Source organism: Sphingomonas changbaiensis NBRC 104936 (assembly GCF_000974765.1).
GTDB classification, from domain to species: domain Bacteria; phylum Pseudomonadota; class Alphaproteobacteria; order Sphingomonadales; family Sphingomonadaceae; genus Sphingomonas_B; species Sphingomonas_B changbaiensis.
This window is the reverse complement of record NZ_BBWU01000021.1, coordinates 95,619-111,507: the sequence shown is the minus strand read 5'-3', so window position 1 is coordinate 111,507 and position 15,889 is coordinate 95,619. Positions and strand designations below refer to the sequence as shown.

The window sequence follows — 15,889 nt, the reverse complement described above, 5'->3', positions numbered from 1 at the left end:
CTTATCGCCGCCGGGCTCTGGCCGATGCGGCAGGCTTGCCGAGCGTCACATCGAGGCGTTGCGTTCCGCGCAGCGCCTCGATGGCAATCGGGCCAGTGTCGACCAGGGCCCGGCCGGCTTCGGAAGCGCTTGAGACGGGTTGGCCGTTGATGCTGAGAATGATGTCGCCGGCACGTAAGCCCGCCTTTGCTGCCGGACCCTTGTCGTCCGCAATCGCCACCATCGCCCCGCTTCGCCGACCGTAGCCGAGGCGGTCGGCAAGCGCCGGGCTGATCTCGCCAATTTCCAGTCCGATCCGGTTCGGGCCTGCCGCCCTCGTGCGGAGCAGCTCGGAGACGATCGGCGCCAACACCGTCGCGGGCAGAATCCGGGCGCCGCCGGTGTCGTCGGACGCGACCAGCATTCCGGCAAGCTGGCCATTGCCATCGATCACCGGACCGCCGGCGAACGCGGCCGGCGGAACCGGTATCGGGGCGAGGTAGACCTGAAGCGCTCCGCCGTCGGTGATGAAGTCGCTGCCGACCGTCAGCGGCGCCATCGCACAGCCGCTGCCGTTCGGGGCGGCAAGGGCAAGCAGACGGGTGCCGACCGGCGGAAATTCGACTGCCGGTATGTCGAGCGCCGGTGAGGCGTCCTGATCGATCTGATAAAGGGCGAGGCCGGCCAGCGGATCGGTCGCCAGCAGCTTTGCCGGCAGCGTGTCGCCGCCGCTCAACAGGACCGTCGCCTGATCCGTGGCGTTCCCGGCATCCGATGTGAGGATGGCCCCCTGGCGTGATACGATCACGCCCGGCACCGACACCGGATTGACCCCGCTCTGTCCGGTCGTGACCTTCACCACTGACGGGCAAGCCGATTTGACCAGATCGGCATCGCTCGGCGCGTCCGGCCTGCGCGGCACCAATTGAACGATCGACGGCAGCCTCACCGCACGAGCTGCGGGCGTCGAGCGCAGCCCCGCGCCGAAATATCCGCCGATGATCGACAGGATCAGCACGCCCACGATACCGCCCGCGACCAGAGCCGGGCGGTGCCAGCGGGGAGGCGCGGGATCGGTCATCTCTCGCCTTCTCCGAACAGCTCGCGCTGCGCCTTCTCCAGCTCATCCGTGTAGCGGCGATGCACATGGCGTTCGCTCAAGCGACCGAGCAGACAGCCCTGCTCGTCGATCACGGCAAGATCGTCCGATTCAGTCGCCTCGAATGTCTTCATGACTTCGGTGACATCCGCCTCCGGTCGCAATGCGACATCCGTCAGGGTCGCGAGCGACGAGACTCGCGTCGCTTCGTCGAGTTCCGAAGCATAGGCGGAGGATGTCGGCACCAGCCCGGCATAGTGGCCGACATGGTCGACCAACACGACCTGGCCCGTCGAGCCGAGCGGGAACCGTCTACGGAACTCGGCGATGGTGATGGATTGTTCGGCGGTCGCGACGCCCTTTCGCATCATCCGGCCCGCCGTCAGCGTCCGCGCCCAGCCGACGTCGCGCGCGCTCCGGATCGTCTCGCCGCGCGTATGCAGGCGCCAGGTGGAGAAGGAGAAGCCGAAAGTCTGGCGAACGAACGTGCTTGCGCACAGGCCGGCCGTGATCGCGACGCCGGTCAGCGCGAAATCGTGAGTCGTCTCCAGCACCAGCATAGACATGGTCATCGGGCCGCCGACCACCGCGACGGCGAACGACGCCATGCCGATCAGGGCGGCATCGGTCGGGTCGACCGCACCGAGCCCAGGCAGGGTAGGGAGGAGCGCCGCGAAAATCTGTCCGGTCAGCGAGCCCAGGAACAGGGACGCGAAGAACAGGCCGCCGCGGAACCCGAACGAGAGCGACACCGCCGACGCCAGCATCTTGAGCACCAATATGCTCGCCAGAAACTCGACCGCGACGCCCATCGTCATGTCGAGGTGCAGCGCGCCGTGTCCGGCCGAAAGTACCTGCGGCGACATGAGGGCAAGCGGGATCAGCAGCGCGCCGCCCAACACAGGCCGCCAGCGCTCCGGGATCGGCGATCGCCTGACGCCGCGCTCAAGCGTCGTGATGGCCCGCATCAACGCAACGCCCATCACTGCGCAGACGATGCCGAGCAGCGAGTACAGCACGTAATCGGCCGCCCCGATCGGTTCGGCACCGGGAAGGACCGTCAGATAGGCAGGCAAGCCCAGTCCGCGGACGACCAGCACCGCCGCCAATGCCGCCGCCGCGACCGGGGCGATCGCGGCGGGCGTATAGGCGCCGATCACGATCTCGAATGCGTAGAAGGCGCCAGTCAGGGGCGCGCCGAAGGCGGCCCCGATCGCCGCGCCCGCGCCGGCGCCGACCAGGATCCGCTGGTCGGATCGCCTGAGCTTGAGCCCCGTGCCCAGCACCGAGGCGAGCCCGCCACCCGCCTGCGCATAGGCCGCTTCGAGACCCACCGATGCGCCGAACCCGTTGGAGACGATCGTCTGCGCCGAAACCAGCAGCGAGTCGGTTGCCGGGATCGCGCCGCCGTGAAGGGCGTTGGCTTCGACCACGTCGATCGGTGCCCGCCGCCGCCGCGCGAGATAGGCGATGCCGGTCAGCAACAACCCGCCCACGGGCAGTGCAAGGAGGCGGACGGGATCGACCGCTTCGACGGCGCTCAGCCGTTCCACGCCCAAGCCATAGAGCAAGGTTTGCAGTCCGTGCGCAATCGCGCCTTGAAACGCCGCGAGCAGCCCCGCGGCGCTGCCGACCAGGATCGCCACCACGATCAGCCCGGCCTCGCTGGTCCGGGCCAGGCGGCGGATGCTTGCGAGAATCAGAAGAAATGTTCGCACCAGGGTCCGGCTTCGGCGATCGACGGGCGTCCGTAGCCCAGCCGCACACGCGCGGCAAACGGCGAGCGGCGGTCGAACCCACCTTGCTCGGGGTCCGGCGGCTTGCAATGATCGCGCGAGTTCGGGCCAGGCGAGGTTCGGCTGAAGGGGGGCGGAAATGAAGCGGGTCATGTGTCTTGCGCTTGGAAGCGCCGCGTTTGCGCCGGCCCTGGCGGCTGCCGGCCAGCCGGCGGTCGATCCGGCTGCCGTCAAGGCGATCGAGCAAGCGAACGCGGAGTGGTTGCCGGCGATCAAGGCCGGGGACGCGGCGCGGGTCGCCGCGCCCTATGCCGAAGATGGCGTGTTCGTGCTGCCCGACGGGACCAGCGTGATCGGGCGGGCCGCGGTCGAGGCGATGTATGCGCGCCGATCCGCGGGCCGGAGCCAGATCGTGGATGGCGGGATAACCAGCTGCGGGCGGCTGGCCTCGTCGCCGGGGGAGGTGCTCGAATGGGGCTATGGCCGAGCGACTGTGCGCGGGGCGGACGGGGCCACGAAATCGTCCGCCGGCCCTTACGTCACCTGGTGGCGCAAAGCGCCGGAGCGGGACTGGCGGATCGTGCGCAACGTCGCGTTCGCCGCGCCCGTGCCCGAAGGTACGGATTCATGCCTCGATGCCGCATCGCATGCGTTCGACGAGGCGCAGTTCCGGCACGATGCGGGCGCGATCGCCGCGTTTCTGGCGGACGAGCTGGTCTATGTCCGCGGCTCCGGCGAGACCGCGGGCAAGACGGCGTTCGAGCAAGGCTTCACCGCGCCGGGCGTCGTGTTCGACCCCTTCGTCATCAAGGACCGCCGCGTGATCGCGCTTGGACCCGATGCGGCGGTCGTGACCGGGGAGGGGCTGATCGACGGCACTGAAGGTGGCAAGCGCTTCGCGGACCATTTCCGCTATGCCGACACCTTCCGCCGCCAGGGCGGCCGCTGGCAGGTGGTTTATGTGCAGGTGACTCGTATTCCTGCGCGCTGACCCGAGTTCCGATTTGCGCTTTGACGCAGGTTAATTAGGAAGGATCTCGGAAGAGGAGACCCCCTGAATGACCGGACGGCATCTGTTGCTCTCGACGATCGCTTGCGTTGCCTTTGCTTCGGCGGCTGCCGCGGCGGTGCCCGCGGATAGACAAAAACTCGAAGCCGCGTTCGACGCGAGCATCAGTTCCGAGGATCAGCTCGGCTGGCTGAAGGAAATGTCGTCCGCCCCCAACCAGGTCGGCTCGCCGCACGACAAGGCCAATGCAGAGTTCCTCCTCGCCCATTTCAAGGATTGGGGCTGGGACGCGCACATCGAGACCTTCAACGTGCTGTATCCCACGCCGATCTCGACCACCGTCGAGATGATCGCGCCGGACCATGTCGTGCTGGGCGGGCAGGAGCCGGCGCTGGCCGCGGATCCGACCTCGTCCAACCTGGCCGGGGCGCTGCCGCCCTATGTCGCCTATCAGGGCGACGGCGACGTCACGGCCGACCTTGTCTATGTGAACTACGGCATGCCGGAGGATTACAAGGCGCTCGCCCGGCGCGGCATCGACGTCAAAGGCAAGATCATCATCGCCCGCTATGGCGGCGGCTGGCGCGGGTTGAAGCCGAAGCTGGCGCAGGATCACGGCGCCGCCGGCTGCATCATCTATTCCGATCCGGCCGATGACGGTTATGCGCAGGGCGATATCTATCCGAAGGGCGGCACGCGGCCGCCAGAGGGCGTGCAGCGCGGATCGGTGCAGGACATGGCGATTTCGCCCGGCGATCCGCTGACGCCCGGAGTCGGCGCGACCGCAAACGCCAAGCGGCTGACCCGCGAAACGGCGCCGACGATCCTCAAGATTCCGGCCCTGCCGATGTCCTATGGCGATGCCTCGAAGCTCCTGGCCAAGCTTCAGGGTCCGGTCGCGCCGGATCATTGGCGCGGCGCGCTGCCGGTCACCTACCACATGGGCGGGAACGGCGCCGTGAAGGTGCATCTTGCGGTCAAGTCCGACTGGTCGACCAGGCCGATCTACGACGTGATCGCGACCCTGAAGGGCGCGCGTTATCCGGACCAATGGATCGTCCGCGGCAATCATCACGACGGCTGGGTGTTCGGCGCGAGCGATCCGCTGTCGGGCAATGTCGCGATGCAATCCGAAGCGAAGGCGCTCGGCGCGCTTTACAAGCAGGGTTGGCGGCCCGACCGGACGATCGTCTATGCCAGCTGGGACGGCGAGGAGCCGGGCCTGCTCGGTTCGACCGAATGGGCGGAAGCCCATGAAGCCGAGCTGAAGCAGAAGGCGCTGCTCTACATCAACACGGACGGCAACGGCCGCGGCTTCTTCAATGCCTCCGGCAGCCACGACTTCCAGCATCTGGTGAACGAGGTCACGCACGACGTGACCGATCCGGAGACGGGCGCAACCGTCTACGCACGGCGGCGCGGCGCGGTGCTGGCGAACGCCTACGACAAGATCGGTAGGCGCGACGAGACGCTGATCGCCGCTGCAGAAAAAGGCGCAGACCTGCCGATCGGGCCGCTCGGCTCTGGCTCCGACTATTCGGGCATGCTGCAGCATGTCGGCATCCCGGCGCTCAACATGGGCTATGGCGGCGAGGACGAGAGCGACGGCGTCTATCACTCGATCTACGACAGCTTCCACCACATGACGACGTTCGACGATCCCGGCCTGAAATATGGCGCGGCATTGTCGAAGACGGTCGGCCGGATTGTCATGCGCATGGCCGACGCGGACACGCCGCCGCAGCGGTTCGGCGACTTCGCCGATACCGTCGCGCGCTACCTGACCGAAGTGAAGAAGCTGGAGGCGGACCGCCGCGCCGAGGACGAGAAGCGCGTGAAGCTCAAGGCAGCGGGCGATTTCCGGCTGGCGAGCGATCCGCTGAAGCCGGTCGGACCGCCCGAGGCAGAAGCCGCGACGCCGCACATCGAGCTGGCTGCGCTCGAGAATTCGGTCGACCGGCTGAAGGCCAGTGCCGCCGCGTATGACGCGGCTTATGCGGCCAAGGGCGCCAGCCTGACGGTGCAGCAGCGGAACAAGCTGAACAGCCTGCTCGCCAACATCGACCAGCTGCTGCTCGATCCGCGCGGGCTGCCGGGGCGGCCCTGGTTCCGCAACCTGGTCTACGCACCGGGCCGGTTCACCGGCTATGGCGCAAAAACGCTGCCTGGCGTGCGCGAGGCGATCGAGGAACGGCGCTTTACCGATGCGAACGAATATGCCGGGCGCACGGCCGCGGTGCTCGACGCCTATTCCGCGCGGCTCGATCAGGCGCGGGCGGTGATCGACGGCAAATAGGCCTAGCGATCCTCGGCCGGCAACGGGGCTTCGATCACGCATCGGAGCCCCTCCGGCAGGAAGTGGAGTTCGACCTTGCCGCCCAGCTCCGCGGCGAGCGCGCGCTCGATCATCCGGCTGCCGAAGCCGCGGGCTTGCGGGGGCTGGACCGCCGGTCCGCCCTGTTCCTGCCAGACGAGACACAGCCGTGTGCCGTCGTGCACGATGTGCCACGCGATATGAATGCGTCCGCCTTCAGTCGATAACGCCCCATATTTGACCGCGTTGGTGCACAGTTCATGCAACGCGAGCGACAGGGACACGGCGGCGCGCGCATGGAGGCGAAGCTCCGGACCCTCCGTCCTGATCCGGTCCCGGTCGGCGCCGCAGCCCAGCCCCGCCTTGCTCACGATCTCCTGCAGCGACGCCGCTTCCCAATTCTCGGCGATCAACAGGTCGTGCGCGGCTGCGAGTGCGCCCAGCCGGGTCTCGAACGTCCTGATCGCCTCGCGGGGCGCCGCGCCCTTGAACGTCTGCATCGCCACGCTCTGGACGATCGAAAGCATGTTCTTGACGCGGTGATTGAGCTCGTGGAGCAAGAGTTCCTGGTGATCCTCGGTGCGCTTCCGTTCGAGCACCCGGCCGACCTGCTCGCCAAGCGTGCGCACGACCAGCATCAGTTCCGGATCGGGGCGAACCCTGTCGTAGGTGAAGAATTCCAGCACCGCGATGATGCGGCCCTCGCTCTTCAGCGGAAACCCGAAGGCGGCGCCGAGGCCCAGGCCCTTGCGGGGGAATTGGGACGCTTCGGCCGCGTCGGCGATCCAGATCGGCTCTCCAGCCGCAAGCACCATGCCCGGCAACCCGACGCCGGACGTAAACCGGATCTGCTCGGTCGCTTCCCTCAGTGCGTCGGCGGCCCCCTTCGTGTCGTCATGCCAGACCGACATCGAGACGAGCTCGGTGCCGATCAGCAGAAGGGCGTGACCGAGTGGCCAGCCGGTGAGATCGCAGATCGCGTTGAGGCAGGCGCGCAGCGCGTCTTCGAACGAATTCGTGGACGTCGCCAGGCTCGCGACTTCGAATAGCAATTGGGCTTCGCGCGCTTGCCGCTGCAGTCGCGCTTCGGCTTCGCGCCTGGCGGTGATGTCGCGGAGGAATCCGATGAACAGCAGCCGGTCCGGCGCGGTCGTGATCGACAGCTCGACCGGAAACTCCCGGCCCGCCCGGTCGACCGCGGTGATCTCGATCCGCCGGTTGAGAATGGTCTCCCGGCCGGTCCGATTGTAACGCTCCAGTCCCGCTCGATGCGCCTCCCGATGCTGCTGCGGGATGATCAGATCGGCGAGCGGCCTGCCGAGCACTTCCGCTTCCGTCCAGCCGAAGACCTGCTCTGCCACCGCGTTCCAGGCGGCGACGGTACCATCCGGTGCCATGGCGACCACCGCGTCCAACGCGGTTTCGAGCACAGGCTGAAGAAAGTTCAGCATCAAAGACTTGCACTTGATCGCATCGGCGCACCCGCTTGTGCATACCCAACGCAGCCGACGCAAGTTGGCGCCCATTTGCTTTAATCCTAAAACATCTTAGGCTGACGGGCATGGCAGGGCAGAGCAGACGCGTGCTGGTGACCGGCGGCGGAAGCGGGATCGGACTCGCGATCGCCCGTGGCTTCGCCGATGCCGGTCACGACGTCTGGGTGGCCGGACGGAACCGTGCTTCGCTGGAAGCAAGCGGCTTTGCGCATGTCGAGCTCGACGTCTGCGATGGCGCCGCGGTGGAGCGCGCGATCGCATCCGTTCCGCCGGTCGACGTCTTCGTCGCCAATGCCGGCGGCGCAGTGACTGCGCCGCTGTTGAAGATGGCGCCTGCGGATTGGGACCAGATGATCGCGCTCAACCTGACCAGCGTCTGGCTGTGCGCGCGGGCGGCGATCCCGCCGATGGTCGAGCGCGGCTGGGGACGGTTCATCGCGATCGGCTCGACGGCGGCGATCAAGGGCTATGCCTATGCGGGCGCCTATGCGGCAGCCAAGCATGGCGCGTTGGGCATGGTGCGCTCGCTTGCGCTGGAGCTGGCAAGGACGGGCGTAACCGCGAATGCGATCTGCCCCGGCTATACCGACACGCCGATGCTGCGCGAGGCCATGGACCGGGTCACGGCGAAGACGGGCAGGACAGATACGGAAGCCTCCTTCGCCAAGGCCAATCCGATGGGACGATTGATCGCGCCGGAAGAAGTCGCGGCGGCCGCGCTCTGGCTGGCGAGCGACGCGGCCGCCGGCGTGAACGGGCAAGCCATCCCGATCGACGGCGGCGAATCCGCATGAGCGATGATCGCGACGCACTCCGCGCCTGGCTGGCGCTGCTTGGGACCGCCAACGCGATCAAGAAGGGGGTCGACATGCGCTTGAGGCAGCGCTTCGGGCTGTCGATCGCGCGATTTGATGTGCTCGCCGCCCTGGACCGGGCGGGCGAGGCTGGATTGAGCGCGGGCGAACTGACCGCGTGGCTCAGGGTGACCGAAGGCAATACGACCCAGGTCACGGCCCCTCTGGTCTCGGCCGGGCTGGTCGAGCGTGCACGCGATCCCGATGACGGCCGGGTCGCGATCTTCCGGTTGAGCGACGAGGGCCACGCTCGATTTGCGGCAATGGCGGCGGAGAACCGGCGCTGGATCGACTCCGCCTTTGCGGGCCTGGGTTCAAGCGATATCGCGGCACTGCGCCGGCTGCTTGCCGGGATCGTGCCGCCGACCGAAAAGGAAGCGGCATGAATCCGGAGAGCTTTTCGCCCCAGCACTTTCGCTGGTCCTTCGATGCCGGCGTCGCCCGGATCACGCTCGACCGACCCGAGCGCAAGAACCCGCTGACCTTCGAGTCCTATGCAGAGTTGCGCGACGCGTTCCGGGCGCTTGCGTATGCGCGAAACGTGAAAGCGGTGGTGTTCGGCAGCACCGGCGGCAATTTCTGCTCGGGCGGCGACGTGCACGAGATCATCAGGCCGCTGACTCGCATGTCGATGCCGGAACTGCTCGATTTCACGCGCATGACCGGCGATCTGGTCAAGGCGATGCGCGCCTGCCCGCAGCCGATCGTCGCCGCGGTCGACGGCGTTTGCGTGGGCGCCGGCGCAATCATCGCGATGGCATCCGATCTTCGCTGTGCGAGCCCGGAAGCGAAGACCGCCTTCCTGTTCAATCGCGTCGGGCTGGCCGGCTGCGACATGGGCGCGTGCGCGATGCTGCCGCGGATCATCGGTCACGGCCGGGCGAGCGAGCTGCTGTTCTTCGGCCGCAGCTTCAGCGCAGAGGAAGGAAAGGCGTGGGGCTGGTTCAACGAGGTGGTGCCCGCCGATCGGCTGGATGAGCACGCGATGGAGGCGGCACGCCGGATCGCGACGGGCCCCAGCTTCGCGAACGGCATGACCAAGAACCAGCTCAACATGGAATGGAATATGAGCCTGGAGACGGCGATCGAGGCGGAGGCCCAGGCGCAGGCGATCTGCATGCAGACCAGGGATTTCGAGCGGGCCTACAACGCGTTCGTCGCGAAAGAGAAGCCGGTGTTCGAGGGGGATTGAGCATGCGCGAGGTGCTTCAACCGTCCGGCTGGCCGCGCCCCAAAGGCTATGCGAACGGGATCGCCGCGAGCGGGCGGATGGTGTTCACCGCCGGCGTAATCGGCTGGAACGCAAACGAAGAGTTCGAGCATGCAGACCTCGCCGGCCAGTTCCGTCAGGCCTTGCTCAATACGCGCGCGATCCTGACCGAAGGCGGCGCCGAGCCCACCGATATCGTGCGCATGACCTGCTACGTGACCGACAAGCGCGAATATCTCGCCAGCCGCGCGGCGATCGGCGAGGCGTGGCGCGAGGTGCTGGGGAAGGTGTTCCCCTGCATGGCGGTGGTCGAGGTCTCCGGGCTGGTCGAGGACGCCGCCCGGGTCGAGATCGAAACGACGGCGGTGGTGCCGTGAAGATCGCAGTGATCGGTGGCGGGCCCGGTGGGCTCTATTTCGCGCTGCTGACGAAGAAGCGGCTGCCCGATTGCACGATCGACGTCTACGAACAGAACCGCGCCGACGACACGTTCGGTTTCGGCGTCGTCTTTTCCGACGAGACGCTGGACGAGTTCCTGTCGGCCGATCCGGATTCCTACGACGCGATCCGGTCCAGCTTCGCCTATTGGGACGATATCGTCATCGAGCATGACGGCGACCGTACTGTCGTCGGCGGCAACGGCTTTGCCGGCTGCTCGCGCCAAACGTTGCTGAGCCTGTTGCAAGGACGCTGCGCCGAACTTGGCGTCGGGCTGCATTTCTCGACCCATGTCGATCCGGGCGAGGTCGAGACCCGCTTTGCCGATTGCGACCTGGTTGTGGCCGCGGAAGGGGTGAACAGCCCGGTCCGCGCTGCCCATGCGGACGCGTTCGGCGTGCGCGCGGTCGAGACGCGCAACAAATTCTGCTGGCTCGGCTCCGCGCGTCCGCTGGATGCCTTCACCTTCTTCTTCGTGAAGACGGACCGGGGCCATTTCTGCGCGCATACCTATCAGTATGAGGCCGGCCATTCGACCTGGGTGATCGAAACCACGCCCGAGAGCTGGGCCGCGCACGGCTTCGACGGCATGGGCGAAGAGGAAAGCGCGCGAGCGCTGGAGGCGATCTTCGCCGGGCCGCTGCAGGGCCACCGCTTCATCACGAACCGCTCGATCTGGCGCAGTTTCCAGACGATCAGCTGCTCGTCATGGCGGCAGGGCAAGCTGATGCTGCTGGGCGACGCCAAAGCGACTGCGCACTGGTCGATCGGCTCCGGCACCAAGCTCGCCATGGAATGCGCGGCGGCGCTGTCGGATGCGGTCGTGGCGCATGGTGACGATCTCGAGGCCGTGGAGAAGGCTTACGAGAAGGCTAGGCGTACCCCGGTCGAGATCACCCAGCACAATGCCCAGGTGTCGCTGCGCTGGTTCGAGGACATGCCGCTTCATTGGGAGAAGCCGCGCTATCAGTTCGCCTTCTCGTTGATGTCGCGGGCCAAGGCGCTGACCTGGGACAATATCGCCTTGCGCGATCCGGTGTTCCTCGCCCACGTCGAGGACGAATTCTACGCCCGCTACGAACGCCGGACCGGCCGCGACACGTCCGACCGGCCGACGCCGATGTTCACGCCCTTCGATCTGCGCGGGCTGACTTTGCCCAACCGGATCGTGATGGCGCCGATGGCCCAATACAGCGCGATCGACGGCGATCTGACGCCCTGGCACTTCAGCCATTATACCGCGCGGGCGCTGGGCGGGGCGGGGCTGATCTTCACCGAGATGACGTGCCCCACGCCCGACGCACGGATCACGACCGCCTGCACTGGCTTGTGGAATGACGAACAGGAAGCCGACTGGGCGCGGCTGGTCGATTTCATCCATGCGACGACCCCCGCCAAGGTCGCGCTCCAACTCGGCCACGCCGGCCGCAAGGGCTCGACCAATGTGCCGGAGCTGGGCGAGAATGTGCCGATGGCAAAAGGCAATTGGCCGGTCTGGTCGGCGTCTCCGCTTCCCTATTTCGACAACGCGTCGCAGGTCCCGATCGAACTCGACCGCGCGACGATGCACGATATTCGCGACAGCTTCGTCGCCTCTGCCCGGCGCGGCGCGCGCGCGGGGTTCGACATGATCGAGCTGCACGCGGCGCACGGCTATCTGCTGGCGAGCTTCCTGTCGCCGCTCACCAACCGGCGCACCGACGACTATGGCGGCAGCGCGCTCAACCGCGCGCGCTTCCCGCTCGAAGTGTTCATGGCGATGCGGGAGGCGTGGCCTCAGGATCGGCCGATGTCCGTGCGCCTGTCGTGCAGCGACTGGGCCGAGGGCGGCCTGTGCCTCGACGATCTCGCGACGATTGCGAAAGCGTTCAAGGCGGCGGGCGTCGATATCATCCACGCCTCGTCCGGCCAGACGGTGCCCTGGCAGAAGCCGGTCTATGGCCGGATGTGGCAGACGCCGTTCGCAGAGTTCATTCGCCTGACTGCGGATATCCCGACGATCGCCGTCGGCGACATCACGCTGCCCGAGCAGATCAACGCGATCGTCGCCGCCGGCCGGGCCGACCTGTGCGCGCTCGCGCGGCCGATGCTGAACAACCCGTTCTTCGCCCGGCAGGCGGCGGGGCATTACGGGGTCAGGACCGCGTGCGGCGTGCCGCTCGACTGGCCGGTGCAGCTGCGTTCCGGCGAATATCAGCTGTATCGCGAGGCAGAGAAAGCGAACGAGAAGCAGGCCGAGCTGAACGCCCGCGCGCGGCCCAATCGCCGCCACTACCAGCATGCGGAGCAGGTGCATGGATGATCCCGTCTGTCCAGACGACTTCAACATGGCCGACTGGTTCCTGGCCGCAGGCGCCCCGGACAAGACTGCGATGCTCTTCGAGGACCAGGGGATTTCCTATGCCGAGCTACGCCAGAAGGTGGACCGCGTCGCGCGGCGGCTGATCACGGAAGGGTTGCTGCCCGAACAGCGCGTGTTGGTCTGCATGCGCGATTGCCCGGAGTTCGCCTATACCTGGTTCGGCGCGATCAAGGCGGGCGCGGTGGTCACCCAGATCAACCCGCTGCTGCCCGAGGCAGATTATTCCTATTACCTCGATTATGTGAAGCCGCAGTTCGCGTTCGTCGACGCGGCGAGCGCGGAGGCGTTCGGTGCGGCGGCGAAGCGGTCGCGGCACGGACGCAACATGATTGCCGATTTCGGCGCCTGGCTCGCCGGCCCCGTCGCGCCCGATGCCGAGCCCTGGCCGACGCGCAGGGACGATCCGGCGGTGTGGCTGTTCACCAGCGGCTCGACCGGCAAGAGCAAGGGCGCGGTCCATACGCACGCGCACTTCCCCTTCAATACCGAAGTCTATGCCAAACGCTTCATCGGCATGCGCGAGGATGACGTGACCATCTCCGGCGCGCGGCTTTATTTCGGCTATGCGACGGGCACCAACCTTATGTTCCCGTTCGCGGTCGGCGCGACCACCGTGCTGTTCCGCGAGCAGCCGAGCGCGGAGCAGCTGTTCGACCTGATCGAAAAGCACCGGCCGACCGTGTTCACCAGCGTGCCGACCCTCATTCACAAGATGCTGGAAAGCGGGCGTCCGGCCGATCTCTCCAGCCTCCGCTTCATGTGGAGCGCAGGGGAGGCGCTGCCCAAGGAACTTCACGCGCGCTGGGACCGGGCATTCGGCGTCCCGATCATCGACGGTATCGGCAGCGCCGAGAGCTTTCATATCTACATCAGCAATCACCCCGACGACATCCGGCCCGGCAGCCTGGGCAGGCTGGTGCCCGGCTATCAGGCGCGGCTGCTTGACGACGAGGGCGGGGAGGTGGCGAAAGGGGATGTCGGCACCCTGTGGCTGAAGGGGGCATCGGCAGCGCTCTGCTATCATGCCGACTATGCCAAATCGGTCGAGCATTTGCGCGGCGGCTGGATCGTCAGCGGCGACAAATTCCGGCAGGATGAAGACGGCTATTGGTATTATGAGGGCCGGGGTGACGACCTGATCAAGAGCGGCGGCATCTATGTGAGCCCGATCGAGGTGGAGAACGTGCTCGCCCAGCACCAGGCGGTCGGCGAGTGCTGCGTGACGGGGAAGAAGGATGGCGCGGGGCTGGAGAAGCCGGTCGCGATCGTCTTTCCGCGCGCCGGGGCCACGGCATCGCCGGAGCTGGCGCAAGAGCTGATCGCCTTCGCGCGAGAGCGGCTGGTCCATTACAAGGCGCCCCGCGAAGTGATCTTCGCCGAGGCGGCGCTGCCCCGCAACGATCGTGACAAGCTCGACCGCAAGGCGCTGAGGGCGCGTTTCGCATGAATCTGGGCGAACGACCCTGGACCACCGTGCGCGATGCGCTCGCAAGCGGCGGACCGGTTGCCGCAATCCTGCCGCTGGGCGCGGTGGAAGCGCACGGTCCGCATCTCCCGCTCTGCACGGATGTCGTGATCAGCGACGGCATGGCCACGCGCGCGGCGGCGATGCTGAACGCGCAAGGCGTCCACGCCTTCGTGTTGCCGCCCATCGCCTATGCGCCGGCAGGCTATGCGTCAGAGTTCGCCGGCACGATCTCGATCGGCGCGACGACGGCCAAGGCCGTGCTGATCGATATCGCTCGCGCGTTGAAGGACCAGGGGTTTGCCTGCCTCGCGTTCGCCAACAGTCATTTCGACCCGGCCAACGTCACGATGCTGCGCGCGGCAGCGGCGGAGATTGAAGAACTTGGATTGCCGGTCGCGTTCCCGGATTTCACGCGCCGCGCACTGGCGACGACGCTCACCGACGAATTCCAGTCCGGCGCCTGCCACGCGGGTCAGTTCGAAACCAGCCTGGTGCTCGCCGACCGCGCCGATCTGGTCGACCGGCCGTCCGGGGCGGCGCTTCCCGACAACCCCTCAAGCCTCGTCGAGGCTTTCGCCCGGGGTGCAACGACCTTCGCCGAAGCCGGTGGGCCGGACGCTTATTTCGGCAGCCCGAGCCGGGCCAGCCCGGCCGAAGGCGAGCAGAGCTTTGCCGCCATGGCCGCGGCCCTTTCCGACCTCGTGCTGGCCCGTCTGAAGGGGCCTTAGCCCGGTGCGGTCTTGGCGCGATCCTGGCTCAGCACGATCAGGCCCTTGGCCATGATCTCCGGCCGTTCGTCGGGATCGGCATTGAAGTCGCCCCAGGCCTGAACCCGATCGCCGACCTTCACTTGCACCAGCCCTTTGTTGTCGAGCGGATGATCGGCCATCTTTGCGGTGTCGACGCGGACGCCGGTCGGGCCGCCGATCTGGAATTCGGTGCCTTCCTTTTCGGTCACGACGCCGGATGCGCCCACAAAGGCCTGCTCGTTCGGGATCACGATCGTGGTCCGCGCAAGATCCTCTTCGTCGTTGGGATTGGCGAAGAAGTGGGTGCCCAGATTTTTCACATAGACGCTCGCGGCTTCGATCTTCTTCTTTTCGAACAGATCGTTGTCGATCTTGCCGCTGACCATCACCCGGTCGCCGGGTTTCAGGGCGCGGCCTTCCTGGAACCAGTCCCAATCGTCCATTTCGACCGTGACACGGCCCGAGCCGTAATCGAGATCGAAGCTGGTGGGCGTGGTCGAGACCACGCGGCCATTGAGGGTGATCCAGCTGTTGTTGGCGGAGTTCGCCAGCCGGGTCGCCTGCGCATTGCCGGTCGGCGCCGGTGAAGGCGCTGCCGCAGCCTTGTTCGCCTCGCTGCAGCCGCAGAGCGCGGCGGTGGCAACGAGCGACGTCAGGGCCAATCGAACATGTTTCATGTCAAACCTCCCTCAGCCCCGCGCGTATCGGTCCAGTTCCGCCGGCGTGACCCGCCAGTCGTGATTGCTGTCGATCGCGGTGAACTCGTCGGACGTCGCATTCAGCAGCGCTGCGGCGAACTTCGGGTTCATATGGGCGTAGGCGAGGTGCGGCAGATACTGGCCGGGGCGAGGGATGGCTGTGGTGCCGGGCACCGGATCGCCGGTCGCAAGGAAATAGGCCGCCTGGGCAAACTCCATCGGGCCGTAAGAGCCGTCATGGTTCAGGTCATAGTCCGAAAAGCGTTGAATCTCGACGCGCTTGGCGACGGCCAGGCCGGGGATGTTCGTGACCGTGAAGGCGTCCGGTGCCACCTGCTTGACCACGGTCGCGGGCGGGAGGACAGGTTCGACGACCGTGCTCGCTTGCGGTGCGAGCGGCGGTGTCTGGGCGGATGCGGCGAGCAGGATCGCGGACAGAAGTCCGTTCATGATACATCTCCTTTGATTGTGCGCCAT

14 protein-coding genes are annotated in these 15,889 nt (G+C 66.9%); 9 read left to right on the top strand and 5 right to left on the bottom strand.

Annotation, left to right across the window (positions count from 1 at the left end; all coding sequences use genetic code 11):
• Nucleotide 1: 1 nt before the first annotated feature.
• Both SCH01S_RS05330 and SCH01S_RS05325 read right to left on the bottom strand, forming a co-directional pair.
• Complete coding sequence (locus tag SCH01S_RS05330; protein ID WP_046347740.1) at nt 2-1,060, bottom strand: S1C family serine protease; 1,059 nt, start codon at nt 1,058-1,060, stop codon at nt 2-4.
• Nucleotides 1,057-2,796, bottom strand: a complete 1,740-nt coding sequence (locus SCH01S_RS05325; RefSeq protein ID WP_245612163.1) for a chloride channel protein — start codon at nt 2,794-2,796, stop codon at nt 1,057-1,059. Before SCH01S_RS05325 ends, SCH01S_RS05330 begins: the two co-directional genes overlap by 4 nt.
• Before the next feature lie 157 nt (nt 2,797-2,953).
• Between SCH01S_RS05325 and SCH01S_RS05320 the strand changes: the two genes are divergently transcribed.
• Nucleotides 2,954-3,805, top strand: a complete 852-nt coding sequence (locus SCH01S_RS05320; protein WP_046347739.1) for an SgcJ/EcaC family oxidoreductase — start codon at nt 2,954-2,956, stop codon at nt 3,803-3,805.
• A 67-nt stretch (nt 3,806-3,872) separates the two neighbouring features.
• Nucleotides 3,873-6,119 carry a transferrin receptor-like dimerization domain-containing protein gene (locus SCH01S_RS05315; RefSeq protein WP_046347738.1) on the top strand — a complete coding sequence of 749 codons (2,247 nt, stop codon included), beginning with the start codon at nt 3,873-3,875 and terminating at the stop codon, nt 6,117-6,119.
• A 2-nt stretch (nt 6,120-6,121) separates the two neighbouring features.
• On the opposite strand, the gene SCH01S_RS15725 is transcribed toward SCH01S_RS05315, so the two are convergent.
• Nucleotides 6,122-7,588, bottom strand: a complete 1,467-nt coding sequence (locus SCH01S_RS15725) for a sensor histidine kinase (RefSeq protein WP_052733793.1) — start codon at nt 7,586-7,588, stop codon at nt 6,122-6,124.
• Nucleotides 7,589-7,698: 110 nt separating this feature from the next.
• On the opposite strand from SCH01S_RS15725, the gene SCH01S_RS05305 reads away from it, so the two are divergent.
• From SCH01S_RS05305 to SCH01S_RS05275, 7 genes are read left to right on the top strand one after another with little or no spacing between them, the layout of a single operon-like run.
• Nucleotides 7,699-8,427, top strand: a complete 729-nt coding sequence (locus tag SCH01S_RS05305; RefSeq protein WP_046347737.1) for an SDR family NAD(P)-dependent oxidoreductase — start codon at nt 7,699-7,701, stop codon at nt 8,425-8,427.
• Nucleotides 8,424-8,873 carry a MarR family winged helix-turn-helix transcriptional regulator gene (locus SCH01S_RS05300; RefSeq protein WP_046347736.1) on the top strand — a complete coding sequence of 150 codons (450 nt, stop codon included), beginning with the start codon at nt 8,424-8,426 and terminating at the stop codon, nt 8,871-8,873. Before SCH01S_RS05305 ends, SCH01S_RS05300 begins: the two co-directional genes overlap by 4 nt.
• Nucleotides 8,870-9,679, top strand: a complete 810-nt coding sequence (locus tag SCH01S_RS05295) for an enoyl-CoA hydratase family protein (RefSeq protein WP_046347735.1) — start codon at nt 8,870-8,872, stop codon at nt 9,677-9,679. Before SCH01S_RS05300 ends, SCH01S_RS05295 begins: the two co-directional genes overlap by 4 nt.
• Nucleotides 9,680-9,681: 2 nt before the next feature.
• Nucleotides 9,682-10,074 carry a RidA family protein gene (locus SCH01S_RS05290; RefSeq protein WP_046347734.1) on the top strand — a complete coding sequence of 131 codons (393 nt, stop codon included), beginning with the start codon at nt 9,682-9,684 and terminating at the stop codon, nt 10,072-10,074.
• Nucleotides 10,071-12,437 (top strand): oxidoreductase, encoded by a 2,367-nt coding sequence (locus tag SCH01S_RS05285; RefSeq protein ID WP_046347733.1) that lies wholly within the window; start codon nt 10,071-10,073, stop codon nt 12,435-12,437. Before SCH01S_RS05290 ends, SCH01S_RS05285 begins: the two co-directional genes overlap by 4 nt.
• Nucleotides 12,430-13,944: a benzoate-CoA ligase family protein gene (locus tag SCH01S_RS05280; RefSeq protein ID WP_046347732.1), complete on the top strand. Its 1,515-nt coding sequence runs from the start codon at nt 12,430-12,432 to the stop codon at nt 13,942-13,944. The genes SCH01S_RS05285 and SCH01S_RS05280 overlap by 8 nt, the downstream gene beginning before the upstream one ends.
• Complete coding sequence (locus tag SCH01S_RS05275) at nt 13,941-14,693, top strand: creatininase family protein (RefSeq protein ID WP_046347731.1); 753 nt, start codon at nt 13,941-13,943, stop codon at nt 14,691-14,693. The genes SCH01S_RS05280 and SCH01S_RS05275 overlap by 4 nt, the downstream gene beginning before the upstream one ends.
• Here the strand turns inward: SCH01S_RS05275 and SCH01S_RS05270 are convergent.
• Both SCH01S_RS05270 and SCH01S_RS05265 read right to left on the bottom strand, forming a co-directional pair.
• Nucleotides 14,690-15,391: an OB-fold nucleic acid binding domain-containing protein gene (locus SCH01S_RS05270; protein ID WP_157032812.1), complete on the bottom strand. Its 702-nt coding sequence runs from the start codon at nt 15,389-15,391 to the stop codon at nt 14,690-14,692. The two genes, SCH01S_RS05275 and SCH01S_RS05270, sit on opposite strands and share 4 nt — an antisense overlap.
• A 12-nt stretch (nt 15,392-15,403) precedes the next feature.
• Nucleotides 15,404-15,862, bottom strand: coding sequence for a hypothetical protein (locus tag SCH01S_RS05265; RefSeq protein ID WP_046347729.1), 459 nt, complete (start codon nt 15,860-15,862; stop codon nt 15,404-15,406).
• Nucleotides 15,863-15,889: the final 27 nt, after the last annotated feature.